26 protein-coding genes and 1 riboswitch are annotated in these 26,297 nt (G+C 75.8%); of the genes, 14 read left to right on the forward strand and 12 right to left on the reverse strand.

Annotated elements, in window-relative coordinates; all coding sequences use genetic code 11:
- The first annotated feature begins 4 nt into the window (after positions 1-4).
- Positions 5-664, forward strand: a complete 660-nt coding sequence (locus JOD57_RS03265) for a flavin reductase family protein (protein WP_307824426.1) — start codon at positions 5-7, stop codon at positions 662-664.
- 4 nt (positions 665-668) lie between these two features.
- Here the strand turns inward: JOD57_RS03265 and JOD57_RS03270 are convergent, their stop codons facing one another.
- Together JOD57_RS03270 and JOD57_RS03275 are read right to left on the reverse strand one after the other, a co-directional pair.
- Positions 669-1,646 (reverse strand): carbohydrate kinase family protein, encoded by a 978-nt coding sequence (locus JOD57_RS03270; protein WP_204690579.1) that lies wholly within the window; start codon positions 1,644-1,646, stop codon positions 669-671.
- 152 nt (positions 1,647-1,798) lie between these two features.
- Positions 1,799-2,482, reverse strand: coding sequence for a CDP-alcohol phosphatidyltransferase family protein (locus JOD57_RS03275; RefSeq protein WP_204690580.1), 684 nt, complete (start codon positions 2,480-2,482; stop codon positions 1,799-1,801).
- A gap of 68 nt (positions 2,483-2,550) precedes the next feature.
- Between JOD57_RS03275 and JOD57_RS03280 the strand changes: the two genes are divergently transcribed.
- On the forward strand, positions 2,551-3,360 hold the full coding sequence (locus JOD57_RS03280; RefSeq protein ID WP_204690581.1) for a lipase family alpha/beta hydrolase: 810 nt from the start codon (positions 2,551-2,553) through the stop codon (positions 3,358-3,360).
- Positions 3,361-3,500: 140 nt separating this feature from the next.
- Here JOD57_RS03280 and JOD57_RS03285 read toward each other — a convergent pair whose 3' ends face one another.
- Genes JOD57_RS03285 through JOD57_RS03295 form a run of 3 tightly spaced genes read right to left on the reverse strand, consistent with a single transcriptional unit; the run spans position 3,501 to position 6,330 of the window.
- On the reverse strand, positions 3,501-4,313 hold the full coding sequence (locus JOD57_RS03285; protein WP_204690582.1) for an ABC transporter permease: 813 nt from the start codon (positions 4,311-4,313) through the stop codon (positions 3,501-3,503).
- Entirely contained in the window at positions 4,310-5,227 is a 918-nt protein-coding gene (locus JOD57_RS03290) for an ABC transporter ATP-binding protein (RefSeq protein WP_204690583.1), read from the reverse strand. The genes JOD57_RS03285 and JOD57_RS03290 overlap by 4 nt, the downstream gene beginning before the upstream one ends.
- Positions 5,224-6,330 carry a transcriptional regulator gene (locus tag JOD57_RS03295; RefSeq protein WP_204690584.1) on the reverse strand — a complete coding sequence of 369 codons (1,107 nt, stop codon included), beginning with the start codon at positions 6,328-6,330 and terminating at the stop codon, positions 5,224-5,226. The genes JOD57_RS03290 and JOD57_RS03295 overlap by 4 nt, the downstream gene beginning before the upstream one ends.
- Before the next feature lie 67 nt (positions 6,331-6,397).
- Here JOD57_RS03295 and JOD57_RS03300 point away from each other — a divergent pair, with 67 nt between their 5' ends.
- The 3 genes from JOD57_RS03300 to JOD57_RS03310 all read left to right on the forward strand — a co-directional run bounded on the left by JOD57_RS03300 (position 6,398) and on the right by JOD57_RS03310 (position 9,514).
- On the forward strand, positions 6,398-7,036 hold the full coding sequence (locus JOD57_RS03300) for a hypothetical protein (protein ID WP_204690585.1): 639 nt from the start codon (positions 6,398-6,400) through the stop codon (positions 7,034-7,036).
- A 538-nt stretch (positions 7,037-7,574) separates the two neighbouring features.
- Positions 7,575-8,483, forward strand: coding sequence for a hypothetical protein (locus tag JOD57_RS03305; RefSeq protein ID WP_204690586.1), 909 nt, complete (start codon positions 7,575-7,577; stop codon positions 8,481-8,483).
- 152 nt (positions 8,484-8,635) lie between these two features.
- Complete coding sequence (locus JOD57_RS03310) at positions 8,636-9,514, forward strand: hypothetical protein (RefSeq protein ID WP_204690587.1); 879 nt, start codon at positions 8,636-8,638, stop codon at positions 9,512-9,514.
- Here JOD57_RS03310 and metF read toward each other — a convergent pair.
- Positions 9,463-10,443 carry a methylenetetrahydrofolate reductase [NAD(P)H] gene (gene metF, locus JOD57_RS03315; protein ID WP_307824427.1) on the reverse strand — a complete coding sequence of 327 codons (981 nt, stop codon included), beginning with the start codon at positions 10,441-10,443 and terminating at the stop codon, positions 9,463-9,465. The two genes, JOD57_RS03310 and metF, sit on opposite strands and share 52 nt — an antisense overlap.
- A gap of 204 nt (positions 10,444-10,647) precedes the next feature.
- Between metF and JOD57_RS03320 the strand changes: the two genes are divergently transcribed.
- The 3 genes from JOD57_RS03320 to JOD57_RS03330 are packed head-to-tail and all read left to right on the forward strand — an operon-like array spanning position 10,648 to position 14,158.
- A complete protein-coding gene (locus JOD57_RS03320; RefSeq protein WP_307824428.1) occupies positions 10,648-11,751 on the forward strand; it encodes a polyprenyl synthetase family protein in 1,104 nt (367 codons plus the stop codon).
- Between the two features lie 2 nt (positions 11,752-11,753).
- Positions 11,754-13,244, forward strand: a complete 1,491-nt coding sequence (crtI, locus tag JOD57_RS03325) for a phytoene desaturase family protein (protein ID WP_204690590.1) — start codon at positions 11,754-11,756, stop codon at positions 13,242-13,244.
- Positions 13,241-14,158, forward strand: a complete 918-nt coding sequence (locus tag JOD57_RS03330; protein ID WP_204690591.1) for a phytoene/squalene synthase family protein — start codon at positions 13,241-13,243, stop codon at positions 14,156-14,158. The genes crtI and JOD57_RS03330 overlap by 4 nt, the downstream gene beginning before the upstream one ends.
- On the opposite strand, the gene JOD57_RS03335 is transcribed toward JOD57_RS03330, so the two are convergent.
- Positions 14,155-14,505 carry an Rv2175c family DNA-binding protein gene (locus JOD57_RS03335; RefSeq protein ID WP_239568093.1) on the reverse strand — a complete coding sequence of 117 codons (351 nt, stop codon included), beginning with the start codon at positions 14,503-14,505 and terminating at the stop codon, positions 14,155-14,157. The two genes, JOD57_RS03330 and JOD57_RS03335, sit on opposite strands and share 4 nt — an antisense overlap.
- Positions 14,506-14,576: 71 nt before the next feature.
- Positions 14,577-14,659, forward strand: a riboswitch (ZMP/ZTP riboswitch).
- 37 nt (positions 14,660-14,696) lie between these two features.
- Here JOD57_RS03335 and JOD57_RS03340 point away from each other — a divergent pair.
- The 3 genes from JOD57_RS03340 to JOD57_RS03350 all read left to right on the forward strand — a co-directional run bounded on the left by JOD57_RS03340 (position 14,697) and on the right by JOD57_RS03350 (position 19,147).
- Positions 14,697-16,154: a glycine hydroxymethyltransferase gene (locus JOD57_RS03340; protein ID WP_204690592.1), complete on the forward strand. Its 1,458-nt coding sequence runs from the start codon at positions 14,697-14,699 to the stop codon at positions 16,152-16,154.
- A gap of 108 nt (positions 16,155-16,262) precedes the next feature.
- Entirely contained in the window at positions 16,263-18,260 is a 1,998-nt protein-coding gene (pknB, locus tag JOD57_RS03345) for a Stk1 family PASTA domain-containing Ser/Thr kinase (RefSeq protein ID WP_204690593.1), read from the forward strand.
- Positions 18,257-19,147 (forward strand): deoxyribonuclease IV, encoded by an 891-nt coding sequence (locus tag JOD57_RS03350; RefSeq protein WP_204690594.1) that lies wholly within the window; start codon positions 18,257-18,259, stop codon positions 19,145-19,147. Before pknB ends, JOD57_RS03350 begins: the two co-directional genes overlap by 4 nt.
- Positions 19,148-19,221: 74 nt before the next feature.
- On the opposite strand, the gene JOD57_RS03355 is transcribed toward JOD57_RS03350, so the two are convergent.
- From JOD57_RS03355 to JOD57_RS03365, 3 genes are read right to left on the reverse strand one after another with little or no spacing between them, the layout of a single operon-like run.
- Positions 19,222-20,247 (reverse strand): threonine aldolase family protein, encoded by a 1,026-nt coding sequence (locus tag JOD57_RS03355; RefSeq protein ID WP_307824429.1) that lies wholly within the window; start codon positions 20,245-20,247, stop codon positions 19,222-19,224.
- On the reverse strand, positions 20,240-21,571 hold the full coding sequence (locus JOD57_RS03360) for a class II 3-deoxy-7-phosphoheptulonate synthase (RefSeq protein WP_204690595.1): 1,332 nt from the start codon (positions 21,569-21,571) through the stop codon (positions 20,240-20,242). Before JOD57_RS03360 ends, JOD57_RS03355 begins: the two co-directional genes overlap by 8 nt.
- A 22-nt stretch (positions 21,572-21,593) precedes the next feature.
- Positions 21,594-22,619, reverse strand: coding sequence for an ATP-dependent 6-phosphofructokinase (locus JOD57_RS03365; RefSeq protein ID WP_204690596.1), 1,026 nt, complete (start codon positions 22,617-22,619; stop codon positions 21,594-21,596).
- A gap of 88 nt (positions 22,620-22,707) precedes the next feature.
- On the opposite strand from JOD57_RS03365, the gene JOD57_RS03370 reads away from it, so the two are divergent.
- The gene (locus JOD57_RS03370) at positions 22,708-23,595 is read left to right on the forward strand and encodes an NmrA family NAD(P)-binding protein (RefSeq protein WP_307824430.1); all 888 of its coding nucleotides are present in this window, start codon (positions 22,708-22,710) and stop codon (positions 23,593-23,595) included.
- 18 nt (positions 23,596-23,613) lie between these two features.
- The gene (locus JOD57_RS03375) at positions 23,614-24,018 is read left to right on the forward strand and encodes a PaaI family thioesterase (RefSeq protein ID WP_307824431.1); all 405 of its coding nucleotides are present in this window, start codon (positions 23,614-23,616) and stop codon (positions 24,016-24,018) included.
- A gap of 68 nt (positions 24,019-24,086) precedes the next feature.
- On the opposite strand, the gene JOD57_RS03380 is transcribed toward JOD57_RS03375, so the two are convergent.
- Entirely contained in the window at positions 24,087-24,572 is a 486-nt protein-coding gene (locus tag JOD57_RS03380; RefSeq protein ID WP_204690598.1) for a polyadenylate-specific 3'-exoribonuclease AS, read from the reverse strand.
- A gap of 80 nt (positions 24,573-24,652) precedes the next feature.
- A complete protein-coding gene (locus JOD57_RS03385; protein ID WP_307824432.1) occupies positions 24,653-25,414 on the reverse strand; it encodes a lysophospholipid acyltransferase family protein in 762 nt (253 codons plus the stop codon).
- 183 nt (positions 25,415-25,597) lie between these two features.
- Between JOD57_RS03385 and JOD57_RS03390 the strand changes: the two genes are divergently transcribed.
- The gene (locus JOD57_RS03390) at positions 25,598-26,290 is read left to right on the forward strand and encodes a hypothetical protein (protein ID WP_204690599.1); all 693 of its coding nucleotides are present in this window, start codon (positions 25,598-25,600) and stop codon (positions 26,288-26,290) included.
- Positions 26,291-26,297: the final 7 nt, after the last annotated feature.

Below are 26,297 nucleotides of genomic sequence, written 5' to 3' on the forward strand. Positions count from 1 at the left end.
GGGCGTGACCACCCCCGAGAGCAGCCGCCCGCGGACGCCGTTCGACCCGGCGGGGATGCGCCCGTCGGACTTCTACCGGGTGATGAACTCGATCGTGGTGCCGCGGCCGATCGCGTGGGTGCTCACCCGCTCGGCCGAGGGCGTGCACAACCTGGCGCCGCACTCCTTCTACACGGTGGCGTGCGTGCAGCCGCCGGTCGTGCAGTTCACGTCGGTGGGCCGCAAGGACTCGCTGAACAACGTCGAGGCGACCGGCGACTTCACCGTCAACCTGGTGCCCGAGGACCTGTTCGAGCAGGCCAACGCCACCGGCACCGACTTCCCGCCGGACCAGAGCGAGGCCGAGCACGCCGGTGTGCGGCTCGAGCCCAGCGAGCGCGTCGCCGCGATGCGGGTGGCGCAGTCGCCGGTGAGCATCGAGTGCACGCTGCACGCGACGCTGCGGCTCGGCGACAGCACCGTCGTCTTCGGCCGCGTGCAGTGGGTGAGCGTGGTCAGCGACGCCGTCCGGGACGGCCGGCCGCGCATCGAGGAGCTGCGGCCGCTGGCCCGCCTCGGCGGCAACGAGTGGTGCACCGTCGGCGAGGTGAAGGTGATCCCGCGGATCCCCTACACGACGTGGGCCGGGGACCCCGCGATCGGCGAGCAGGTCCGCGGCGGCTGACCGCTCAGCGGGGCAGGTGCTCGGCCACCTCGGCGGCGGCCTCGTCGCCGAAGGCCGCGGCGAACCGCTCGAGGAACGGCTCGCGGCGCAGCTCGTACTCCTGGGTGCCGACCACCTCGACGGCCTCGGTGGCCACCGCCGAGCCGAGCTGGGTGGCCCGCTCGAGGCCCAGCCCCCACGTGCGGCCGGCGATGAACCCGGCCCGCAGCGCGTCGCCGCCGCCGGTGGGCTCCACCGGCTTGGTCTCGGGGACGGCGATGACCTCGATCGGGTCGGCCCCGGCCGCGCGGACGAGCACGCCGTTGGCCGCGCGGGTGGTCACCCAGGTGCCGACCCGGCCCAGGATCTCGGCGGCGTCCCAGCCGGTCTTCTGCATGAGCAGCGCGGACTCGTACTCGTTGGTGAACAGCAGGTCGGCGCCGTCGACCAGGTCGCGGATCATCTCGCCGTCGGCCCAGGCCAGCTGCTGGCTGGGGTCGGCGGCGAAGGCGATGCCGCGCTCCCGGCACTCGCGGGTGTGGCGCACCATCGCCGTCGGGTCGTTGGGCCCGATCACGACGAGGTCGGGGGTGCCGACGCGGTCGCACACCGGCGCGAGCTCGATCTGGCCGGCCTCGCTCATCGCGCCCGAGTAGAACGACGCGATCTGGTTGTTCACCGCGTCGGTGGTGCACACGAACCGCGCGGTGTGCTTGAGCTCGGACCAGCGCACGTCCCGGGTGTCCACCCCGTGGCGGGTCAGCCAGGCGTCGTAGTCGGCGAAGTCGCTGCCCACCGAGCCGACCAGCACCGGGGACAGGCCCAGCAGCCCCAGCCCGTAGGCCATGTTCGCCCCGGCGCCCCCGCGGTGCTGGATGAGGTCGTCGACCAGGAACGACAGCGAGACGTTCTCCATCTGGCCCTCGACGAACTGGTCGGTGAACCGGCCCGGGAAGGTCATCAGGTGGTCGGTGGCGATGGAGCCGGTGACGACGACGGGCACGGGGGCTCCTCGGACGGTGGGGACGGACGGCCGCGGGACCCGCGGCGGGGGCGAGGGCCGCGCGGCGGCCGGGACGGTGGCGCAGGCCCACCCTAGGCAGCCCGACCGGGAGCGCGCCGCCCGGCGTGGGCGCCCTCCCGGTGGGTGACCGGTCAGTCGCCCAGCGCCCGCCGCAGCGAGAACCCGAGCTGGGCGGTGCCCACCACCCCGAGGACGGCGCCCGCGGCGGCCCCGGCGGTCACCACGACCGCCGGGCCGTCGGCGACCCCGGCCGCCTCCGCCAGCCCGGTCGCGGCGACGATCCCGGCCCCGCCCACGGTGAGGGCGGTCATCACGACCCGGGTGGGCCGCTCCCACACCGAGATCGCCCCGGTCTCGGCCACGCCCGCCTGCCCGGCGCGGGCGCGCAGGTAGTCGGGCAGCCAGCACAGCGCGCCGAACAGCGCGGCCAGCCAGCCCGGCGCCCCGGCGACCCACAGGGTGAGCGCGTACCCGGCCTCGGTGAGCCGGTCGACGGCGGAGTCGAGGACGTACCCGCGCCGCGAGGCGCGCCCGCCGGCCAGGGCGAGCGCGCCGTCGAGGGAGTCCAGCAGCCCCGAGAGCCCGACCAGCAGGCCCGCCGCGACGAGCCACGCCCCGCCGGCGAGCGCCGGGCCGACCGCGGCCAGCGCCACTCCCAGCCCCAGGGCGGTCGCGGCCAGCGGCGGCAGCCAGGCCACCGACCGGGCCAGCGCGTAGGCCAGCGACAGCCAGCCGTGCACGAGCCGGCTGGCCGCCGGGTCGGTGCCGCCGTGCCAGCGCGACCACTCGGCGAGGTACTCCTCGCGGCTCAGCACGGTCGCGCTCCCACCGGCGCAGTCCACCAGCCCCGCCGCCGCCGGGCGAGACCGGGGACAGTGGGAGCGTGCTCGCCGGCCTCGCCCCCGCCCGCCGCCGCCTGGTCCTGGTGCTGCTCGCCCTGGTCGTCGCCGCCGCCGTCGCCGGGACGGCGCTGCTGCTGTCCGCCCGCGCGGACGCCCCGGCACCGGCCGCCCCGGTGTCGCAGGAAGAGCCCGGACCGGTCCTGCTGGTGCCCGGTTACGGCGGCTCGACCCGCTCGCTGGCGTCGCTGGCCGACCGGCTGACCGCCGAGGGCCGCGACGCCACCGTGGTCGCCGTCCCCGGCGGCGGCACCGGTGACCTCGCCGCCTCCGCCGACGCCCTGGACGCCGCCGTCGAGGCCGCCCTGCAGCGCACGGGCGCCGGCAGCGTCGACGTCGTCGGCTACTCGGCGGGGGGTGTGGTCGCCCGGCTGTGGGCCGCCGACGGGGGGGCCGCCGTCGCCCGGCGGGTGCTCACCCTCGGCGCTCCGCACCACGGCACCACGCTGGCCGACCTGGCCGGCGACGTCGCACCCGGCCAGTGCCCGGAGGCGTGCCGGCAGCTGGCCACCGACAGCCCGCTGCTCGACGACCTCAACGCCGGCGACGAGACGCCGGCCGGGCCGACGTGGGTGTCGGTGTGGACGGCGCAGGACCAGACGGTGACCCCGCCGGACTCTGCCCGCCTCGACGGCGCGGTCAACGTGCAGGTGCAGTCGGTGTGCGCCGCCGCGCGGGTCGACCACGGCCGGCTGCCCGGCGACCCGCTGGTCCAGGCGATCGTGCTGGCCGAGCTGGCACCCGGCGACCCCCTGGAGCTCGGCCCCGCCGACTGCGCCCGCCTCGGCGGCTGACCGCCCGCGCGGTGATCAGGTGACCTGGTCGTCGCGTGTCCTCCCCGACCGTGGGCGGTGCGGGAGGACGCGCTCCGGTGCGGGAGGACGTCGCCTCCGCCCCGCCGGCTCGTGCACCCGCCCGGCGTCCCCGTCGGGACCTAGCTGGTGATGTCCTTGGTGGTGAAGTTCGCCCACGCCGCGGTGAGCAGCACGCCCACGTAGACGCCCTGCAGGGCCAGCCCGCGGACGACGTCGCGCCACAGGACCGGGTCGCGGAACAGGTCGACGAAGGCCAGCCAGTACCGCGTGGGCAGGTACGGCGCGATCGGCGAGGCGGCGTCCAGGGTGAACAGCAGCGACGAGGTCACCAGCACCGCCAGCGCACCGAGGGCGGCGGCCAGCGGCGAGTCGGTGAGCGTGGAGAAGAACAGCCCGAACGCGGCGACGCCGAGCATGGACACCGCGACGTAGCCGATGGCCAGCAGCGTCCGGCCGGCCAGCTCCTCCGCGGTGAGGGAGGTCCCCGACACCGACGTCCCGCCGGCCACCGGCTGGGCGTCGAACAGGGTCGTGCCGACGACGTAGCCGACCGCGGCCACCACCACGACCGTGACGACGACGAAGGCCAGCACCGCGACCAGCTTGGCCACCAGCAGCCGGGTGCGCCCGGCCGGGCGGGCGAGCAGGTAGCGCAGCGTGCCGGCCTGGGCCTCCCCGGCGACGGCGTCCCCGCTGACCACCGCGACGGCGATCGGCAGGAACAGCGGCAGCACGATCGCCAGCGCCGCCAGCGGGAACAGCTGTCCGTTGGTGAGCACCGCCGACAGGAACGGCGGCCCCTCCCCCGGCCGCGGCGCGAGGTCGGTGAGCTGCAGCAGCACGGCGACCAGCACCGGCAGCGCGTTGAGGACGGCGATCGTCGTCCAGGTGCGCGGCCGGCGGAACATCTTGCGCAGCTCGACGCCGATCACGACCGGTCCACCCGGTCCGCGCTGGTGCCGGCGGCGGCCAGCACCACCTCCTCCAGGGTCGGCCGCTGCAGCGCCAGCCCGGTCACCGGCACCCCGGCGCCCACCAGCAGCGCGTTGACCTCCGCCGGGTCGGCCCCGCGGACCACCAGGCGGCCGCCGTCGGCGGCGAGCACCCGCCCGTCGAGGAGCGCGCGCACCCGCTCGGGCGCCGGGGTGTCGACGAGGGTGGCGCCGGTCGGGGCGGTGAGCCGGGCCACGTCGTCCTGCAGCACGAGCCGGCCGCGGTCGAGCACGCCCACGCGGGTGCACAGCTGCTCGACCTCGGCCAGCAGGTGGCTGGAGAGGAACACCGTCGTCCCGCCGCGGTTGAGCTCGAGCAGCAGCTCGCGGATCTCGGAGATGCCCTGCGGGTCCAGCCCGTTGGTCGGCTCGTCGAGGACCAGCAGCTCCGGCCGGCGCAGCAGCGCGCCGGCCAGGCCCAGCCGCTGGCGCATGCCGAGCGAGTAGGCGCCGACCGGGCGGCGGCCCACCCCGCCGAGGCCCACCTGGTCGAGCACCTCGGCGATCCGCTCCCGCCGGGTGCGGCGCGACCCGCCGGGACCCGCGGCGTCGAGCAGCGAGAGGTTCGCCGCGCCGGACAGGTGCCGGTGGTGCGCCGGGCCCTCGATGAGCGCGCCGACCCGCGGCAGCACCCGCCGACCGGCGCGCGGCATCCGCCCGCCGAGCAGCTCCACCTCGCCGCGGGTGGGCAGCACCAGGCCCAGCAGCACGCGCACCGTCGTCGTCTTGCCCGAGCCGTTGGCGCCGAGGAAGCCGTAGACGTCACCGGTGCGGACGTCGAGGTCGATGCCGTCGACGGCGCGCACCCGGCCGTACTGCTTGACCAGGCCGCGGGTGAGGACGACCGACGTCACGACGGCGCCCCGGTCAGGGCGCCCGCGGCGTCGGCGAGCGCGTCGAGGGTGACCGTGCCGGTGAGGACGTAGGCGCCGCGGCCGGGCGGCTCCACCAGCATCAGCCCGAGCGGGCCGGCGGCCACGCGGGTGCCGCGCTCGTCGCGGACGGCGTCCGGCGCGGCGGCCAGCGCCTGCCGGAGCCCGGCGGCGAACCGGCCCGGCACCGGCGCCACCGCCAGCAGCGTCACCCCGCTGCCGTAGACGCCGACCGCCCCCGGCGCCCCGGCCAGCGGGCGGCGGGCGAGACCGGCCAGCACGTCGGGCAGCGCGACCTCCGCCAGCCGCCGGTCGGCCTCCCGCAGCAGCCCGTCGGTGTCCTCGCCGGGCCGCACGCGGGCGCCGGGCGGCGGGGCGAACGCGACGACGCCGGCCGCCGGGGTGGTCAGGTCCAGGTCGAGGAAGCGGGTGTCGAGGGCCGGGACCGACGCGCCGTCGGCCACCACCTCGACGGCCAGCGGCAGGCCCGTCCCGGCGTCGGCCCAGACGTCGACGCGGGCCACCGAGGCCGCGGGCGCGGCGGGCACCAGCCGCAGGCCGAGGGCGTCGCGGCCGGCCACCCGGCGGGCGCCGATGCGGGAGAGCTCGTCGTCGGCGGCCTCCGACAGCAGCCGCCGGCCCAGCGCGGCGGGGACGAGGTCCGGCGGCGCGGGCAGCGCGAGCGGCGCCGGGTCGCTGCGCCGGGCGGTCGCCGACTCGTACTCCCAGGTCCACGTGCCGGCGGGGTCGACGTGCACCCCGGTCTCCCCCGCCGCGGTGACGACGTCGACCCGGTGCTCCTCGGGCCCGCGCCACCACACCCGCAGGGTCGTGCGGTCGCTGAGCAGGTCGGCGACGGCGGGCAGCTGGTCGCTCACCGGCAGGGCCAGCCCGCCGGCCGAGACCGCGTAGCCGGAGAAGGCGACACCGGCGCTGGCGAGGACGGCGTCGCGGAGGTCGGGCGCGGTCGTGCCGGCGTCCTCGGCCGGCAGCGCGCCGACGACCGCGGGCAGCGACAGCAGCACGGCCAGCAGCGCGACGACGAGCGCCCAGCGGCGGGCGCGCCCGTGCCCCCGTCCGGCCATGCGGCCACGCTACGACCGGCCCGCAACACCCACGTGAGGGCGGCCCGGCGGCGGGTATGCGCAGGTCATGGCCCCTCCCCTCAGCGACGCCGTCGTCGTCGACGTCCTGCGCCGGCTCGACCGGCTGACCGGCCCCCTCGTCACCCGGCTGGGCCGCCCGCCGGAGCTGCCGGCCGCCGAGCGCGACGACTGGTGGGCCGACCGGGCCTCCCGGGTGGCCGCGGTGGCCGGCGGCCTGCCGCGGCTGGTCGGCCGGCTCGCCGACGTCCTGCCGCTGCAGAACACCGTGGGGACGGCGGTGCAGTCGCTGGTGGTCCTCGGCGTGGCCGGTGAGCACGGCGTCGCCGACCCCGCCGAGCGGGTGTCGCTGCTGGCGCGGGTGCTGCTGGCCCGCGACCTGCCCGCCGAGCGGGTGCGCCCGCTGCTCGAGCGGGTCCGCGGCACCTACGCCGAGGCCGCGCTCGGCGCCCGCGACGACCGGGCCGGGCTGCGCGGCGCCGCGCGCACCGTCTGGCGCGCCGCCCGGCTGCTCAGCCGCATCGACGCGGCGCTCGACGCGCGCCCGAAGGGCCGCCTCGGCGCCCGCGCGCTGGCCAACCTGCCGGTGGTCGGCGTCCTGGGCGGCTACGCGGCCGAGCGGGAGGCGCTGCGCCGGGCGGCCCGGCACACCGCGGAGCTGCTGGAGAGCGGCCCGGTGACGGTGTAGGCCGACGCGTCGAGGGCCGGGGGTCGCCTGCCGCGGGCTGCCGCGGCGCAGCCGATGACGGACCTGGTCGTCGCGCACCTCGCGTGTGACCACCGGCCACGACCAGCCGGCTCCTGTTCGCCGGCGTCGCGGTGACGTGGTGGCCGAGGGCGGTCCCTCGTGACGCGGTGGTGACGTGAGCCACTGACGCTGCACCTGTCCGGTATCAGGTCGGCACGAGCAGCCCTCCTTGAGGGCAGGACCCGCCGCCTGGCTCCAGGAGGGGTGTCCGGCCAGCCTGAGGGGGTGCGGGATCGGTGACCGAGCTGACGGAGCCGCCATCCACGTCGACTGCGGCGTTTCGGCCGGGTCGTCGGCCGAGCACCTGCAGGCACGGGCGGCGGCGGCGACCGCAGGGCGGGGTGGGACCGGAAGGCCCCGGACGTCGTCGCCGACACGCGGCCCGCGCCCGTGCCACCTCGCGGTGCCACGTCGCCCACGGTCCCGATCCGGAGCCTGGTGGAGCAGGACGCGTCGTTTCCGCAGGGGGTGACTCCACATGGGTGTCGAGGGCCTGATCGACACGGTGATCGACACGGTGATCGGCGCGATGACGCTCGTCGCAGTCGCGGACGGGGAGGAGCCGGGCCCGGACTGGGTCGCCATCGGCGTGGGCGCGCTCGGAGCCCTCGCCACACTGGCGTCGGCCTACATCACGGCCAGATACCAGGGCAGGAAGCGGGACGATCGTCGACGCAGCAAGATCAAGGGAAACGACCTCGACGTCAGAGGCATCACCGAGAAGGACTCCTTCTCGGCCCTGGACGTCATCAAGGTGCTCGATCTCCGCAGTTCCCCGGATCTGGGCGGGCGAGCCGGCGGTGGACACGCAGTCCTCACGGACTCACACCTGATCGTGCGGGAGAGGAGCTCGGGGAACGGCGTGGTGTTCTGCTATGCCACCAGCGGCGACTTCGACGGCGTGACGAGCAAGGACCACATCTGGAAGTGGGATGAACTGCAACCCCACTCCCCGCTGAAGAAGGGGCTCGTGGCGAAGTGCTACGGGCTCGGTGTGGACCTCGACACCCTCTCCGTGGACCACGTGTCACGGGTGACGAACCAGATCGTCTACCGGGGGGCGTTCGACCAAGCGGACCACGAGTCGTTCGAGACGCACATCGACCGATCGACCGTGTCCTTGACGTTCGTCATCCTGTTCTCGCCGTCCTACCCGTGCGTCAGCGCAGTCGGCGAGGAGAACACCGTTCGTGACCACTGGGCGCGCGTGGAGGACAACCGCCCCGTCGTGCTCGATGGCGGTCAGTGTCTGTACTGGCGGGTGTTCCGGGACGATGCCGGCTCCTTGCCGCACCGGGCGAAGTACCGGCTGCAGTGGGATTGGCAGCCTGCAGCCGGCGCGACCGCTCCCGGTGACGCCGCACGCACGCGGGCGGGCACTTCCTAACGCACGGAGAAGGGGTGGTGTGGGTGCAGGGTGCGGCGAACTCGGGAGCACCACGCGAGGCCCCGGTTGCGTCATGGCGACCGGCCCGGCTCTTCCCCCAGAGCTATCCGGGGGACTGCCCGGCCTACTCCTACCTCCTGCGGAACGAGCACGTGCTCCCCGTGGTGGCGGACCGATCCTCGTCGACCTACCACGTCGCCATGGACGGTCGGCGCCCCCTGGAGGAACTGCTGAGAGCGGACGGGGCGTGCGACCTCTCGATGCGCACGCCGGTGGTTGCCTACGGAGCGAACCGGAACCCTGCGACAGTGCACATCAAGTTGCAGAACTACGGGGCCGGCGGCCCGGTGCCCGTCCTGCGGGGGAGGTTGGCAGGAGCCGACGTGGTCGCGTGCGGGCTGCACGGTCAGGGCTACCTGTACGGAGAGCTGCTGCTGGCGCGTGAGTACGTCCGGGACACCACCGTGGACGTGTTCGTGCTCCTGCTCGACGACGACCAGCTCCGGGCGATGAACGACAGCGAGGGCCTCACCTCCGGCATGTACTCACTGGCCGCCGTCCCCGGGGTTCGGGTCGAGGGTGTCGACGGTCCGGTGAGGCCTCTGGCGTACGTCGCCAACGAGCGCGTGTGGATCTCCCCGGAGCTCGGGTCTCCCATCGCCTACTCCGCGATAGCCGCCGGCAAGCGGGTGCTGCCCGGCATGGCGGCGCGGCAGGTCCTCCATCACGCCATCCAGACGCTGGGCATCGCCGATGCGGTGGCCGATGCGACCGGACTCGACCCCACCACGCTCGCAGACGATCTGCCGAAGTACATGAACGGTCAGTGGTGGTACGAGTTCCACACGGGCGACCAGCCGCTCGCCGCGCACGGGCACGTGCTGGACGTCTTCTCGGCCAGCATGCGTCGGAACTCCATACCGGTCAGGACGCTCGACCAGCTCAGTCGCGACCGGCTGGTACTCCCCTCGGACGCGGCCTATGCCCCGGGAGCGCAGTTCAGCTGGGGAGCCCTGGTGCCGGGTCGCTGAGAGGTGGCGGCCAGCGGGGAGGGCACCGACATTCCGGTGCCGGCGTCGGTGAGGTTGGTGAAGACCTCCCGCGTCGCCGTCGACCGGTTCATGGTGATGAAGTGGATGCCGGGCACGCCCTCGTCCAGCAGGCGCCGGCACATCGCCGTCGCCACCTCCACGCCGTAGGCCCGCACCGCCGCCCTGTCCCCGGGTGAGTCGCCGTCGAGCTCGGCGAAACGGGCGGCCAGGTCCTCCGGGAAGGCCTGGCCCGACAGCTGCACGATCCGGGTGATCTGCTTGGCGTTGGTCACCGGCATGACCCCGGCGATCACCGGGACGTCGCAGCCGCGGGCGACCACCCGGTCGCGCAGCCGCAGGTAGTCCTCGACGCGGAAGAACATCTGGGTGATCGCGAAGTCCGCGCCGGCCCGGCACTTGCGGACGAACATCTCGACGTCGGTGTCGAAGTCCGGGGAGCGCGGGTGCCGCTCGGGGAAGGCGGCGACGCCGACGGAGAAGTCGCCCATCGAGCGGATCAGCGCGACCAGCTCGGAGGCGTACTCCAGGCCCTGCGGGTGCCTGACCCAGTCGGCCTGCGGGTCGGCGCCCGGCGGGTCCCCGCGCAGGGCCAGCAGGTTGCGCACCCCGGCGGCGGCCAGCCGGCTGACCACGTGCCGCAGCTCGGCGACGCTGTGGTCGACCGCGGTCAGGTGTGCCAGCGGCGTCATCGTGGTCTCGGCGGCGATCCGCTCGGTGACCGCCACCGTGCCCTCGCGGGTGGACCCGCCGGCGCCGTAGGTGACCGACACGAACGACGGGCGCAGCCGCTCCAGCTGCCGCAGCGCCGTCCACAGCTGGTCCTCGCCCTCGGGCGTCTTGGGCGGGAAGAACTCGAAGGACCAGGTGGGCCGCGACGAGGCGAGCAGCTCGCGGACGCTTGGGGTCACGGGGTCCGAGGGTACGTGCGCCGCCGACCGGTCCCCCGCGTCCGCCTGCATCCGTCACGGCACCCCCAGCGGAAGGGACCAGGAACGGCAGTCGAGCGCCGGGAGGCCCCGTTGACCACGCACCCCCACCCCCCGAACAGGACGCGCGCCACTCGATGGGGCGATACTGGCCGGGTGATCAGCGGGACGGCGCAACGTGGGTCCGTGGTCCGTCCCCTCGTCCCGTCGCTGGCGGCGGCCGACCTGGGACGCATCCGCGGCGCGGTCTCGGCCGCGCTCACCGGGTTCCTCGAGGAGCAGCGCACCACCCTGTCGGGCATGGACCCGGCGCTCACCCGCGTCGTCGACGAGGTGTGCGCGCTGGCCGACGGCGGCAAGCGGCTGCGCCCGGCCTTCGCCTACTGGGGCTGGCGCGGGGTCGCCGAGGACGTCAGCGGCCCGGCCGAGGACGACGCCGCGGTGCTGCGCGCCGTCGCCGCGCTGGAGTTCGTGCACGCCAGCGCGCTGGTCCACGACGACGTCATGGACGGCGCGCTGACCCGCCGCGGCCGGCCGGCCACCCACGTCGGCTTCGCCGCCCACCACGGCGACGGCGGCCTGTCCGGCGACGGCGACGCGTTCGGCGTCGGCGCGGCGATCCTGGTCGGCGACCTCGCGCTGGTGTGGTCCGACGAGCTGCTGCGCCGCTCGGGGATCAGCGCTCCGTCGTTGGCCCGCGCCCGCTCGGTGTGGGACACGATGCGCACCGAGGTCACCGCCGGCCAGTACCTCGACCTGCTGCGCGCCGCCGGCGGACTGCCCGGCGCCCAGGGTGCGCTGACCGTCGCCCGCTACAAGAGCGCCGGCTACACCGTGCAGCGGCCGCTGCAGCTGGGCGCGGCCATCGGCGGCGCCGGCCCGCGCGCCGCCGACGTCTACACCGCCGTCGGGCTGCCGCTCGGCGAGGCCTTCCAGCTGCGCGACGACGTCCTCGGCGTGTTCGGCGACCCCGAGGTCACCGGCAAGTCCGCCGACGACGACCTGCGCGAGGGCAAGCAGACCCTGCTCATCGCGCTGGCCGAGGAGGAGGCCGACGACGCCGGCCGCCGCCTGCTGCACGAGTCGCTCGGCGACCCCGACGCCGGCGAGGACCAGTTCGCGGCGCTGCGCGACCTCATCGAGCGCACCGGCGCGCGGGCGCGGGTCGAGGAGCGGATCGCCGAGCGCACCGCCACCGCCCGCGCCGCCATCGCCGACGCCCCGATCGCCGGGGAGGCCCGCGCCGCCCTCGACGCGCTGGCCGTCGCCGCGACCTCCCGCACGGCCTGAGCGTGCGCACCGTCCCCGGGGCGACCGACCGGGTCGTCGTCGTCGGCGCGGGCCTGGCCGGCCTGGCGACGGCGCTGCGGCTGCGCGGCGCCGGCCGCGAGGTCACCGTCGTCGAGCGCGGCGCGGGGCCCGGCGGCCGCGCCGGCGTGGTGCAGCGTGACGGCTACGTGCTCGACACCGGACCGTCGGTCTTCACCGCCCCGGAGCTGGTCGCCGACACGCTGGCCGCCGTCGGCGAGCGGCTGGAGGACCGCCTGACGCTGGTGCCGCTGGAGACCACCTACCGGGCGCAGTTCGCCGACGGCTCGCACCTCGACGTGCACGCCGACGTCGACGCGTTCGCCGCCGAGGTCGAGGCGCTGGCCGGCCCGGCCGAGGCGGCGGCGCTGCGCGGCTACCTCACCGACCTCGCCGAGCTCTACCGGCTGCAGATGGACACGTTCATCGACCGCAACCTCGACACCCCGCTGGACCTGCTCGGCCCCCAGCTGGTGCAGCTGGCCCGCCGCGGCGGCTTCGGCCGGCTGTCGACCCACGTGGCGCGGCACTTCACCGACGACCGGCTGCGCCGGCTGTTCAGCTTCCAGGCCCTCTACGCCGGGGTGAGCCCGTTCCGCGCGATCGCCGCCTACGCCGTCATCGCCCAGCTCGACATCGGCGCCGGCGTCTGGCACCCGGTCGGCGGGATCGGCGCCGTCCCGCGGGCCATGGCCGCCGCCGCGGCCGACGCCGGCGTGGTGTTCCGGTACGGCGCGACGGTCGAGCAGCTCGACGTCCGCGGCCGGCGGGCCACCGGCGTGTGCCTGGAGGGCGGTGAGCGGCTGCCCGCCGACGCCGTCGTCGTCACCACCGACGTCCCCGAGCGGCTGGTGCCCGGCTTCGCGCGGCGCCGCCGGCCGGTGTACTCGCCGTCCTGCGTGACCCTGCACCTCGGCGTGCGCGCCGAGCTGCCCGGGCAGGCGCACCACACGATCAGCTTCGGCGCCGCCTGGGAGCAGGTGTTCGACGAGCTGACCCGCGACGGGCGGCCGATGAGCGACCCGAGCCTGCTGGTGAGCATGCCCTCGCGCACCGACCTCTCCCTGGCCCCGCCCGGCGGCCACGTGCTCAGCGTGGTGGCGCCGGCCCCCAACCTGGACCCGCACAGCGGCGGCAACCCCGGCATCGACTGGGACGCGCTGACCCCGCGCTACCGCGCCGAGGTGCTGGCCACCCTGGAGGCCCGCGGCTGGACGGGCCTGACCGACGTGATCGAGGTGGAGCACGTGGACACCCCGCTGACCTGGGCCCGGCGGGGCATGGCCGCCGGCACGCCGTTCGCCCTGGCCCACACCTTCGGCCAGACCGGCCCGTTCCGGACGCCGACGCTGCCCCGCCGCGGTCCGGAGAACGTGGTGCTGGCCGGGTCGTCGGTGCAGCCCGGCGTCGGTGTGCCGATGGTCGTGATCAGCGGCCGGCTGGCCGCCGAGCGGATCACCGGGCCGGCCCGGTGACCGCCACCGAGCGGCCGCTGTCGACGGCCGAGCGGCAGGCCCGGCTGGACGCCGCCTACCGGCACTGCGCGGCGATCAACGCCCGGCACGGCAAGAGCTACCACCTGGCCACCCGGCTGCTCACCGCCGACCGGCGTCCGGCCATCCACGCGCTCTACGCCGGCGCGCGCACCGCCGACGACCTGGTCGACCTCCCCGGCGCCGACCCCGCCGGCGACCTCGCCGGGTGGTCGCGTGCCGTCCTCGACGAGCTCGACGCCGGCTGGAGCGACGACCCGGTGCGGCTGGCGCTGGTGCACACCTACCGCCGCTACGCGATCCCGGTCGAGCACCTCGTCGACTTCCTCGCCGCGATGACCAGCGACCTCGACGTCACCGGCTACGCCGACATGGCGGCGCTGGACCGGTACATGTGGGGGTCGGCGTCGGTGATCGGGCTGCAGGTGCTCCCCGTCCTCGGCACCGCACCGGGTGTCCTCCGCGAGGAGGCCGCACCGCACGCGATCGCGCTGGGCGAGGCGTTCCAGCTGACCAACTTCCTGCGCGACGTCGCCGAGGACGTCGACCGCGGCCGGGTCTACCTGCCCGCCGACGTCATGGCCGCGCACGGGGTGACCCGCGAGCAGCTGCAGGAGAAGCGGTACGACGCCCGCTTCCGCGCGCTCATGCAGGAGATGGTGGCGATCGTGCGGCGGCGCTACGACGACGCCGCCCCCGGCACGCCGATGCTCGCGCCGGAGTCGCGCGACTGCGTGCGGGCCGCCACCGCACTCTACGGCGGCATCCTCACCGAGATCGAGCGCGCCGACCACCGCGTCCTCGACCGCCGGGTGACGGTGTCCAAGCCGCGCCGGCTCGGCATCTTCGCCCGGCGCCTGGCCAGCGCCCAGGCCGTGCGGCTCGGGAGGCGCTAGAAGGCGAGGGCCTGCGCGCGCCTGGTGACCTCGGTGTGCCGGTCGTCGCGCAGCGCCTGCACCGGCGTGCCCGGCAGCGACTCGTCGTCCCGGAACAGCCAGTCGAAGACCTCGGCGTCGGTGAACCCGCCGTCCCTGAGGACGGTGATCAGGCCGGGCAGGTGCTTGAGGACGGCGCCGTCCTGCAGGAAGTCGGCCGGGATGCGGCTGTTGCCGCTGCCCGGGACGGCCATCAGCTTGCCCTCGCGGACCAGCTGCCGGACCTTGTTCGGCGACACCCCCAGGGCGGCGGCCACCTCGGCGGGCGTGAGCGTCTGCATGGCGTCGCTCGTGACATCGGCGTCCATGGGGTCCGAGCCTAGGTCGGGATCCGGGTGCCGGTCGCCGCGGGAGCACCCCGCCGGAGCGGGCTAGGATCGGCGGCGGCCGTGACTGGCGCATCGAGGTGGGGCACCACCGGGGAGCGGCCTGCTGACTCCGCCGGGCGCCTGGGCACTGACGGCACCGCTGACGACGACCGACCGCGCAGGAGCCCCCCATGACCGACGTCACCCCCGCCTTCGACGCCACCGCCGCCTCCACGGCCTACCGCAGCGCGCTGCAGGTCATCGCCGAGGTCGAGCCCCGCGTCGCCGACGCCATCGGCGCCGAGCTCGCCGACCAGCGCGACTCGCTCAAGCTCATCGCCAGCGAGAACTACGCCAGCCCCGCGGTGCTGCTGACGATGGGCAACTGGTTCAGCGACAAGTACGCCGAGGGCACCGTCGGGCACCGCTTCTACGCCGGCTGCCAGAACGTCGACACCGTGGAGGCGCTGGCCGCCGAGCACGCCCGCGAGCTGTTCGGCGCCCCCCACGCCTACGTCCAGCCGCACTCGGGCATCGACGCCAACCTGGTCGCCTTCTGGGCGGTGCTGGCCCAGCGGGTCGAGGCCCCGGCGCTGGAGCGGGCCGGCGCCCGGCACGTCAACGACCTCACCGACGAGGACTGGGCGACGCTGCGCCACGCCCTCGGCGACCAGCGGATGCTCGGCATGAGCCTCGACGCCGGCGGCCACCTCACCCACGGCTTCCGCCCCAACATCAGCGGCAAGATGTTCGCCCAGTCCTCCTACGGCACCGACCCCGGGACCGGGCTGCTCGACTACGACGCCGTGGCCGCCCGCGCCCGCGAGTTCCGCCCGCTGATCCTCATGGCCGGCTACTCCGCCTACCCGCGCAGGGTCGACTTCGCCCGGATGCGCGAGATCGCCGACGAGGTCGGCGCGACGCTGATCGTGGACATGAGCCACTTCGCCGGCCTGGTCGCCGGGAAGGTGTTCACCGGCGACTTCGACCCGGTGCCGCACGCCCACGTGGTCACCAGCACCAGCCACAAGTCGCTGCGCGGCCCGCGCGGCGGCTTCGTGCTCAGCCAGCCCGAGTACTCCGACGCCGTCGACCGCGGCTGCCCGATGGTGCTCGGCGGCCCGCTGCCGCACGTCATGGCCGCCAAGGCCGTCGCCTTCGCCGAGGCCCGCCGTCCGCAGTTCGCCACGTACGCGCAGGCCGTCGTCGACAACGCCGTCTCCCTCGCCGAGGGGCTGTCGCGCCGCGGCGCGCGGCTGGTCACCGGCGGCACCGAGAACCACCTCGTGCTGCTCGACGTCTCCGGCTTCGGGCTGACCGGCCGGCAGGCGGAGTCCGCACTGCTCGACGCGGGCATCGTCACCAACCGCAACGCGATCCCGGCCGACCCCAACGGCGCCTGGTACACCTCCGGCGTCCGGCTGGGCACGCCCGCGCTGACCACGCGCGGCTTCGGCGCCGCCGAGTTCGACCGCACCGCCGAGCTCATCGTCGAGGTGCTGTCGAACACCAACCCGGCGGCCACGAAGGACGGCGGGGTGTCCAAGGCCCGGTACGTCGTCGACGGCGGCCTGGCCGACAAGACCCGCGCCGCCGCCGCCGAGCTCGTGGCCGCGCACCCGCTCTACCCGGGCCTCGACCTCGCCTGAGGCGCCGTTGCGCCCTCCCGTGACCGGTGTGACGGGAGGGTGCCGGCGGGGCTGGTCCGCCCGCGTGTGCGGGTCGCTTCCGCGTGGGGCGCTCCTAGACTCGATCGCGTGGACACCGCCGTGACCGACCCCGTGGTCGGCCTGGTCCTCGAGGGGCGCTACCGCCTCGAGGAGCGGCTGGCGCGTGGCGGCATGTCCACCGTCTACGCCGCCACCGACCTGCGGCTGCACCGCACGGTGGCGGTCAAGGTCATGGCCGAGCACCTGGCCCACGACCCGACCTTCGTCGGCCGGTTCACCCGCGAGGCGCGGGCCGCGGCGATGCTCAGCCACCCCAACGTCGTGTCGGTCAGCGACCAGGGCAGCGACCAGGGCCTGGTCTTCCTCGTCATGGAGCTCGTCCGCGGCCGCACGCTGCGCGACCTGCTGCAGGCCCGCGGCCGGCTCACCGTCGCGGAGGCCTTCGCCGTCCTCGAGCCCGTGCTGTCCGGGCTGACCGCCGCGCACCGCGCCGGGATCGTGCACCGCGACGTCAAGCCCGAGAACGTGCTCATCGGCCACGACGGCTCGGTGAAGGTCGCCGACTTCGGCCTGGCCCGGGCGCTCACCGGCACCGGGCAGACCAGCCACACCGGCGGCGTGCTCATCGGCACGGTCGCCTACCTCTCCCCCGAGCAGCTCGAGCGCGGCCGCGCCGACGCCCGCAGCGACGTGTACGCCGCCGGGCTCGTGCTCTTCGAGATGCTCACCGGCCACCCGCCCTACGGCGGGGACACCCCGCTGGCGGTGGCCTACCAGCACGTGCACCACGACGTCCCCGTGCCGTCGGCGGAGGTGCCCGGCGTGCCGTGGCAGGTCGACGAGCTCGTCACGCGCACCACCCGCCGCGAGCCCGCCGTCCGCCCGCTCGACGCCGGCGCCTTCCTCGCCGACCTCGAGGACGTGCGCACCGACCTGGGCCTGGCCCGCGTGCCGGTGCCCACCGGCCGCAGCTCCGCCGGGCCCGGAACGCTCCGCCCGACCAACCGGCCCACCCGGCCGCGCCACCCGAGCGACCCCGGCCCGGCCGGCGAGCCGGGCACCGAGGTCCTCGGCGCCGGCCGGGCCTCCCGCGGCCGGGGCACCAGCATGCTGCCCGGCATGGGCGCCGGCCCCACCACCGACGTCGGCGGCCGGCGGCCCGGGCTGGCGCAGCACCGGCCCGGCGTCCCGCAGCACGTCCGGCGCCGCCGCGCCCGGCTGGCCGTCGCCGTCGTCCTGCTGCTGGTGGTCACCGTCGGCGCGGTCGGCTGGTGGATGGGCTCGGGCCGCTGGACGCAGGTCCCCTCGCTCGAGGGCTCCGACCGTTCGGCCGCGGTCGACCTGCTGCAGGGCGCGGGGCTGACCCCGGTGTTCGCCCCCGAGCAGTTCAGCGAGGACGTCCCCGAGGGCGAGGTCATCTCGGCCGACCCCGACGACGGCGAGGTCATCCGCGGCACCGACGTCGAGCTGGTCGTGTCCAAGGGGCCCGAGCGCTTCAGCGTCGACCCGGCGCTGGTGGGCCGGCCGCTGGAGGCGGTGCAGGCGGCGCTCGCCGAGCAGGTCCCCTGGCAGGTCACCGTCACCGAGGCGTACGACGACGACGTCCCGGTCGGCTCGGTCACCGGCTTCGACCCGGAGCCGGGCACGGAGCTGCGCCGCGACCAGCCGGTCACCGTGGTCGTCAGCCGCGGCCGCGCGCCGGTCCAGGTGCCGGACGTGGTCGGGCAGAGCCCCGACGCCGCCCAGGGCAACCTCGAGGCGCAGGGCTTCACCGTCACCCGGACCGAGGGCCGCAGCGCCGACGTCGGCACCGGGCAGGTCATGGCCGTGAGCCCGACGCCGGGCCGGGAGGCGCCCTACGGCAGCCAGGTGACCATCCAGGTCTCCCTCGGCCTGCCGCAGGTCACCGTGCCCGACGTGACCGGCATGAGCGCCCGCGAGGCGTCCGCGGCCCTGGAGGCGGCGGGGCTGACCTACAGCACCTCCACGTTCATCACCGGCGACCGCGTCTACCGGCAGAGCCCGGCGGCCGGCACCGTGGTCGACCTGCGCAGCGAGGTCAGCCTGCTGCTCAGCTTCGGGTGACCCGGCCGCTCCGCACCCCGATCGGCGCGCACGTCCAGGTCGCCGGCGGCCTGGCCTCCGGCGGGCTGCGCCACACCGACGACGTCGGCGCGCAGGCGGTGCAGGTCTTCGTCGGCAACCCGCGCGGCTGGCGGCGCAGCCCCGGCGACCCGGCGCAGGACGCCGCCTTCGTCGAGGGGCTGGCCGAGCGCGGGATCCCGTCGTTCGTGCACACGCCGTTCCTGGTCAACGTCGGCTCCCCCACCGCGGCGACGGTGGACCGCTCGATCGAGACGATCGCCGCCGACCTCGCCCGCGGGGTGGCCCTCGGCGTCCGCGGCGTCGTCGTGCACGCGGGGTCGGCCGTCGACGAGGACCGCTACGAGGCGGCGCTGCGGCAGCTGCGCGAGCGGCTGCTGCCGGTCCTCGACGCGCTGCCCGACGACGGCCCGCGGCTGCTGATCGAGCCGACCGCGGGCGGCGGCCGGTCGCTGGCGGGCACCGTCGAGGACCTCGGTCCCTACCTCGCCGCCCTCGACATGCACCCGGGGGTCGGCGTCTGCCTCGACACCTGCCACGCCTGGGCGGCCGGGCACGACCTGGCCACCCCCGGCGGGACGACGGCGACGCTGGACGCGCTGGAGGCCGCCGTGGGCCCCGGCCGGCTCGGGCTGGTGCACGCCAACGACTCGCTCGACGAGCGCGGCTCGAGGCGCGACCGGCACACCACGATCGGCGCGGGCTCGATCGGGGTGGGCGCGTTCGCGGAGCTGCTGGCCCACCCGTCGGTGGCCGGGGTGCCGGTGGTCGTCGAGACGCCGAGCGCCGACCGCGGCCACGCCCGCGACATCGCCCTGCTGTGCGCCCTGCGCGACGGCGACCCCGCCGAGGACGCCTCCGCCGCCTGAACGGCGCCGGGATCACGGGATCTCGGCGCTCCAGGAGCCCCGGTGTGTCGAGATCGCGCGACCTCCGCGGGTCCCTAGCGGTCGAGCAGGTCGGCCAGGACGTCGGCGGCGCGGTCGACGGCGGCCCGGTCGACGTCGAGGTGGGTGACCAGGCGGATCCGCCGCGGGCTCACCTGCGACACCAGCACGCCGCGGGCCTTGGCGGCCTCGGCGACCACGGGCGCGGGGACGTCGTCGAGCACGACCATGTTGGTCTGCACCGTGGCGGGGTCGACACCGAGCCGCTTGGCCAGCAGGCGGGCGTGCTCGTGGTCCTCGGCCAGCCGCGGCAGGTGGTGGTCGAGGGCGTAGCGGCAGGCCGCGGCCAGCACGCCGACCTGGCGCATCCCGCCGCCGAGCCGCTTGCGCCACAGCCGGCCGGTCGCGATCCGGTCGGCCGACGCCACGAGGACGGAGCCGACCGGCGTCCCGAGGCCCTTGGAGAAACAGACCGACGCGGTGTCGGCCAGCCGCCCGTAGGTGGCCAGGTCCAGCCCGGAGGCCGCGGCGGCGTTCCAGATCCGCGCGCCGTCGAGGTGGACGGCGAACCCGGCTCCGCGCGAGGCGTCCCAGAGCCGCTGCAGCTGCTCCAGCGGCTGCACCCGCCCGCCGCCGCGGTTGTGCGTGTTCTCCACCGCGACCGCGGCGGTGGCGGTCAGGTGCCAGTCGTCGCGCGGCCGCACCTGGGCGAGCAGCGCGTCGGCGTCGAGCAGGCCCCCGTCGCTGACGACCGTGCGGGTGGAGATGCCGAAGACGGCGGCCGCGGCACCCATCTCGTAGGTGACCACGTGCGCGTCGGCGTCGCAGAGCACCTCCTGCCCGGGCTCGCAGACCAGCCGCATGCCGATCTGGTTGCCCATCGTCCCGGAGGGGACGAACAGGGCCGCCTCGTGGCCGAAGAGGTCCGCGACCCGCTCCTCGAGCGCGCGGACGGCCGGGTCCTCGCCGTACACGTCGTCCCCGACCTCTGCCTCGGCCATCGCCCGGCGCATGCCGGGTGTCGGCCTGGTGACGGTGTCGGAGCGGAGGTCGACGAGGCCGGGCCGCCCTTCGTCAGCCACGCAGCATCTCGGCGACCAGGAACGCCAGCTCCAGGGACTGCCCCGTGTTCAGCCGCGGGTCGCAGGCGGTCTCGTACCGGCTGTTGAGGTCGTCGTCGCCGATCTCCATGGCCCCGCCGAGGCACTCGGTGACGTCCTCACCGGTGAGCTCGACGTGGATGCCCCCGGGCCAGGTGCCCAGCGCCCGGTGGACGTCGAAGAACCCGAGGACCTCGTCGACGACGCGGTCGAAGTGGCGGGTCTTGTACCCGCTCGGGGACTCGTGGGTGTTGCCGTGCATCGGGTCGCACTGCCACACGACCTGGTGGCCGCCGGCGGTGACCTTCTCGACGATCGGCGGGAGGACGTCGCGGATCCTCCCGTTGCCCATGCGGCTGATCAGCGTCAGGCGGCCGGGGATCCCGTCGGGGTCGAGCCGCTCGACGAGCTCGGTGGCCTGCTCGGGCGTCGTCGTCGGGCCGATCTTGACGCCGATCGGGTTGGCGATCCGCGACATGAACTCCACGTGCGCGCCGTCGAGCTGGCGGGTGCGCTCGCCGATCCACACGAAGTGCGCCGAGGCGGCGTAGGGCCGGCCCTCGTGCACCCGCAGCAGCGCCTGCTCGTAGTCGAGGATCAGCGCCTCGTGGCTGTTGTAGAGCTCCACGCCGCGCAGCGCGGTGTCGTCGACGCCGCAGGCCTTCATGAACGCCAGCGCGCGGTCGATCTCGCGGGCGATGACCTCGTAGCGGACGCCGGCCGGGGAGCTGGCGACGAAGTCCTTGTTCCAGTCGTGGACGGCGTGCAGGTCGGCCAGGCCGCCGCGGGCGTAGGCGCGGATCATGTTCATCGCCGCCGCCGAGTTGGCGTAGGCGCGCACCAGCCGGCCGGGGTCGGGGATGCGCTTCTCCGGCACCGGCTCCAGCGAGTTGACCATGTCGCCGCGGTAGGACGGCAGCCCCAGGGCGTCGGTGTCCGACGAGCGCGGCTTGGCGTACTGCCCGGCCACCCGGCCGACCTTGACCACCGGCACGCTGGCGCCGTAGGTGAGCACGACGGCCATCTGCAGCAGCGTGCGGGTGGTGCTCTGCAGGTGCGGCTCGGTGTTGAGGTCGAAGGTCTCCGCGCAGTCCCCGCCCTGCAGCAGGAACGCCTTCCCCTGCGCCACGTCGGCCAGCCGGCCGCGCAGCTCGTCGACCTCGCTGGGCGCCACGATGGGCGGCACGGTCGACAGCGTGGACAGCACGGCGTCGAGAGCGCCGCGGTCGGGCCACCTCGGCTGCTGGGCGGCGGGGAGCTCCCGCCACCGGTCGAGACCGGGGACCAGCTGCGCGGGATCGTTCACGCACCGAGGGTACGGCGGGCCCTCAGCCGAAGAAGACCTCCACCTCCGCGTACCGCTCGAGGGGGACCAGCTTGAGCCGGGCGGTGGCCTCGGCGATCGGCACCGGGACGACGTCGGTGCCCCGCAGCGCCACCATGACGCCCGACAGCCCGGCGTGCACGGCGTCGACGGCGCACAGGCCGAAGCGGGTGGCCAGCACCCGGTCGAAGGCCGAGGGTGTGCCGCCGCGCTGGATGTGCCCCAGGACCACGGCACGGGACTCCCGGCCGGTGCGCTCCTCGATGACGGCCGCCAGGGCGGGGCCGACGCCGCCGAGCCGGACGTGGCCGAAGGCGTCGGTCTGCCCGGTCGAGGTGACCAGGTCGCCGTCGGCCGGCCGGGCACCCTCGGAGACGACGACGATCGGCGAGTAGCCGGACTCGAAGCGGTGCAGGCAGTACGCCACCACGGCGTCCACGTCGAACGGGCGCTCGGGGATCAGCACGACGTTCGCGCCGCCGGCCATCCCGGCGTGCAGGGCGATCCACCCGGCGTGGCGGCCCATCACCTCGACCACGAGCGTGCGGTGGTGGCTGTCGCCGGTGGTGTGCAGCCGGTCGATGGCCTCCATGGCGACGCCGACGGCGGTGTCGAACCCGAAGGTGTAGTCGGTGGCGTCGAGGTCGTTGTCGATGGTCTTGGGCACGCCGACCACCCGCACGCCGGCGTCGGCCAGCTTCGCGGCGACGCCGAGGGTGTCCTCCCCGCCCACCGGGACGAGGGCGTCGACGCGGTGCCGGGCGAGGGTGGCCAGCACCCGCTCCGGCCCACCCTCCAGCGCGTACGGGTTGGTGCGCGAGGTCCCGAGCACCGTGCCGCCGCGCGGCAGCAGCCCGCGGACGGCGGCCAGGTCCAGCGGGACGGCGTCGTCGTCGAGCAGGCCGCGCCAGCCGTCCCGGAAGCCGACGACCTCGTCGCCGTGCTCGCCGATGCCCTTGCGGACGACGGCGCGGATGACGGCGTTGAGGCCGGGACAGTCGCCCCCGCCGGTCAGGATGCCGATCCGCATGGTCGTGCCTCCAGGGAAGATCCCGGCCTGCTCGGTGGTTGGTCGGCGTCATGATGCCGCAGGTGGGGGTCCACGTCGCATGCGCCGCGTGATCGCTGTCACAGGAGCCACCGGCGTGCTCGGCCGCCGGGTCGCCGAGCGGGTGGCCGGTGCCGGGGCCGGCACCGCCGTCGACCTGCGGCTGGTCGTGCGGGACGCCGGCCGCGCCCGGTTCCTCCCCGGCGCGGAGGCCGTCGAGAACCCCGGCGGCTACCGCGACCGCGCCGGCCTCACCGCTGCCCTGGACGGCGTGCACACGCTCTACCTGGTCTCCGCGGCCGAGGCCGAGGACCGCGTGCGGCAGCACCTCGCCGCCGTGGCCGCCGCCGCGGACGCCGGGGTGTCGCGGGTCGTCTACACGTCCTTCACCGGCGCCGCGGACGACGCCGTGTTCACCCTGGCCCGCCACCACGCGGCCACCGAGGCGGCGATCGCGGCCACCGGCGTCCGCTGGACGGCGCTGCGGCACGCCATGTACGCCGACTTCGTGCCGTTCTTCGCCACCGTCACCGACGGCCGCGCGGTGATCGCGGCACCGGCCGGGGACGGGCGGGCGGCCTTCGTGTCCCGCGACGACCTGGCCGACGTCGGCGCCGCGGTGCTGCTCGACGACTCCGGCGACCTCGACGGCCGCGCGCTCGACGTCACCGGCCCCGCGGCGCTGTCGCTGGCCGAGGCCGCCGCCGTCCTCGCCGAGGTCACCGGCCGGCCGGCCGAGTACCGGCAGCAGACCGTCGAGGAGGCCTGGGCCACCCGCCGCCCGTCCGGCCACCCCGACTGGGAGGTCGAGGGCTGGGTGAGCAGCTACCTGGCCATCGCCGCCGGCGAGATGGCGACCGTGAGCGACGCCGTCCCGCGACTTGCCGGGCACCCCGCCCGCACGCTGGCCGAGCACCTCCGGGCGCACCCGGAGGACTGGGCGCCGCTGGCCGGCTGAGGGCGGCAGGATCGCCGGGTGACCGCCGACCCCGCCGCGCTGCTGGCCCTCATGCCCTTCGCCGTCGCCACCGGCGTCGAGCTCGACCGCGCCACGCCCGGCGAGGTGACCGGCCGGCTGCCCTGGGCGCCCGGGCGGTGCACCGCCGGCGGGGTGCTGCACGGCGGCGCGCTCATGACGCTGGCCGACACCGTCGGCGCCGTGTGCGCGTACCTGAACCTGCCGCCCGGGGCCTCGACGTCGACGCTGGCGTCCGCCACGTCGCTGCTGCGCGCCGTCCGCGGCGGGACGGCGCACGCCACCGCGCGGCCGCTGCACGTCGGCCGCTCGACCGTCGTCGTGCTGGTCGAGGTCACCGACGACGACGGCCGGCCGGTCGCCTCGGTCACCGCGACCCAGGCGGTGCTCGCCGCGCCCGCCTGAGCACCCCGCCTCTCCCGTGTCTCCCCGCGTCGGCGAGCTCGGCAGCGGGGAGCCCGGACAGCGCCGCGTCAGGAGCGGGCGGCCTCCATCGCGTTCCAGCGGGCGAGGTTGTACCGGGCGTCGACCAGGGCGTCGTGCGTGCCGGCCGGCTTGGGCGGGAGCTCGGGCCGGCCGACGTCGTCCCACCGCTGTCGCAGCTCCCGGGTGAACCGGGGCACCGCCCGCGGCAGCGCCGTCATCGGCCCCCACAGCTGGCACAGCGCCACGTGGTCGTAGGCGGCGAACCACGCCCAGAGCTCCACCTCCCCACCGGGGCCGGTGAGGAAGGCCAGCAGGTCGTCGCGGATGCGCTGCCGGCTGCGCCAGGCCCGGTCGGCCGGCGGCGGCAGCTGGTCGAGCACGTTGCGGCGCACCCACGGGATGGCCCGCCGCTCGTCGAACTCGGTGCTCACCGCGTAGAACTCGCGACCGGTCTCGTCCACGACGCCGATGGAGACGAGGTCGATCGTCGTGCCGTCCTCGATGAACTCGGTGTCGTAGAAGTACCGCCGCACGCGGCCCACCGTAAGCTCCCCCGGCCCCGTCCAGAGGCTCGTCCCGAGCGTGCGAGGGATGAGGAGGACGGGGTCCTTCCTCAGCCGGCCAGCGACTCCGGTGCGCGGTCCCCGGCCTCGTCGACCGGGGGCTGCAGCCGGCCGATGACGTCGGCGGCGCTGGCGCCGGTGGCGTCCATGGCCTTCTTGACCGTCGCGCCGTAGACGTCGACGTACTCCTGGCCCGACAGCGTCATGATCTCGTACATGATCTCGTCGGTGATCGACCGCTCGACGAAGCGGTCACCGGCCAGGCCCTCGTAGCGGGAGAAGTCGAGGGGCTCGCCGAAGCGCACCGAGACCCGGAACAGCCGGCGCCCCAGGGGTCCGCGCCGGGGCGTGTACGTCATCGCCACCGGGACGACGGGAGCGCCGGTCTCCAGCGCCGTGCGGGCCACGCCGGTCTTGCCGCGGAAGAGGCGGCCGTCGGGCGAGCGGGTGCCCTCGGGGTAGATGCCGAGCAGGCGGCCCTGGTGCAGCATCTCGATACCGGTGCGGATGGCACCCTCGGCGGCGGTGGCGCTGGAGCGGTCGATGGGCACCTGCCCGGCGGCGGAGAAGAAGGCCCGCCGCAGGCGGCCCTTGAGCCCGGTGCCGGTGAAGTACTCGGCCTTGGCGAGGAAGGTGACCCGCCGCCGCAGCGACAGCGGCATGAAGATCCAGTCGGCCGCCGCCAGGTGGTTGCTCGCGAGGATCGCCGCACCGCCCGCCGGCACGTGCTCGCGACCCTCCACCCGGGGGCGGAAGACCAGCTTCGCGACCGGGCCGATCGCCACGAACTTGAGGAACCAGTAGAACAACACGCCTCCCTGGGGAAATGCCAGACTAGGGAGCCGGGTGCCCCGCCGACAATCGGCCCCCGGACGCACGCGGCCCGCGCGCGTTCCCCAGCCCGCCGGGCGGCACCGCCGCCGGACGCCGAGGAGGACCACCGTGGCTGGAGACCGGCCGACCGGGCGGCGGGCGCCCGCCGCCGGGACGCGTCCGTGACCGGCCCGCGGCGCGGCCGGGGCCGTCGCGACAACGGCCTGGACGCCGCGCTGTGGGCGCCGCTGCGCGACGTGGACCCGCGGGTCGGGGAGCACCTGCTCGACGTGCTGCGCGAGGCCGGGATCGCCGCCTACCTGGAGCCGGCCGCCGACGTCGAGCCCTACACGCGCACGGTCACCTTCCCCAGCCCGCCGGCCGACCGCCTGTTCGTCGACCGGGCGCGGCTGGGCGAGGGCCGCACCCTGGTGGACCGGCACGGCGACGAGCACGCCCCCGCCCCGGCGGTGCGCGGCCCGTCGGCCGAGCGGCGGGCGGTGCGCCGCGACCTCGACGAGGACGCCGAGTGGGCGCGCATCGTGGCGGCCTACGAGGCCGAGCACGGGCGCACCGTCGTCGAGACGCCCACGCCGCCCGTGGCCGCGGCGGTGCCCGAGGAGGAGCCGCTCGCGGAGGAGCACTACGAGCCGCCGCCGGCGCCGCCGGTCCCGCTGCCCTCGCCCTCCACGCTGTACGCGGTGCTGCTCGCGGCCGCCGGCGCGGTGCTGCTCGGCGCGCCGGGCGTGCTCGGCCTGACCACCGACACCGGCCTGGTGCTCGGCGTGGCCGCCCTCGTGGGCAGCGCGGGGCTGTTCCTGTCGCGGATGCGCGAGCGCTCCACCGACGACGGCGACGACGGCGCGGTCGTCTAGGGGAGGA

This window comes from Geodermatophilus bullaregiensis, from assembly GCF_016907675.1.
GTDB classification, from domain to species: Bacteria; Actinomycetota; Actinomycetes; order Mycobacteriales; family Geodermatophilaceae; genus Geodermatophilus; species Geodermatophilus bullaregiensis.

What these genes read in the sequence shown, in the direction of transcription:
- JOD57_RS03295 (WP_204690584.1), bottom strand. Translation starts at nt 6,330, where the DNA reads ATGGCCGGACGGGGGCACGGGCGCGCCCGCCGCTGGGCGCTCGTCGTC.
- JOD57_RS03300 (WP_204690585.1), top strand. Translation starts at nt 6,398, where the DNA reads ATGGCCCCTCCCCTCAGCGACGCCGTCGTCGTCGACGTCCTGCGCCGG.
- JOD57_RS03305 (WP_204690586.1), top strand. Translation starts at nt 7,575, where the DNA reads ATGGGTGTCGAGGGCCTGATCGACACGGTGATCGACACGGTGATCGGC.
- JOD57_RS03335 (WP_239568093.1), bottom strand. Translation starts at nt 14,505, where the DNA reads ATGGACGCCGATGTCACGAGCGACGCCATGCAGACGCTCACGCCCGCC.
- JOD57_RS03340 (WP_204690592.1), top strand. Translation starts at nt 14,697, where the DNA reads ATGACCGACGTCACCCCCGCCTTCGACGCCACCGCCGCCTCCACGGCC.
- JOD57_RS03365 (WP_204690596.1), bottom strand. Translation starts at nt 22,619, where the DNA reads ATGCGGATCGGCATCCTGACCGGCGGGGGCGACTGTCCCGGCCTCAAC.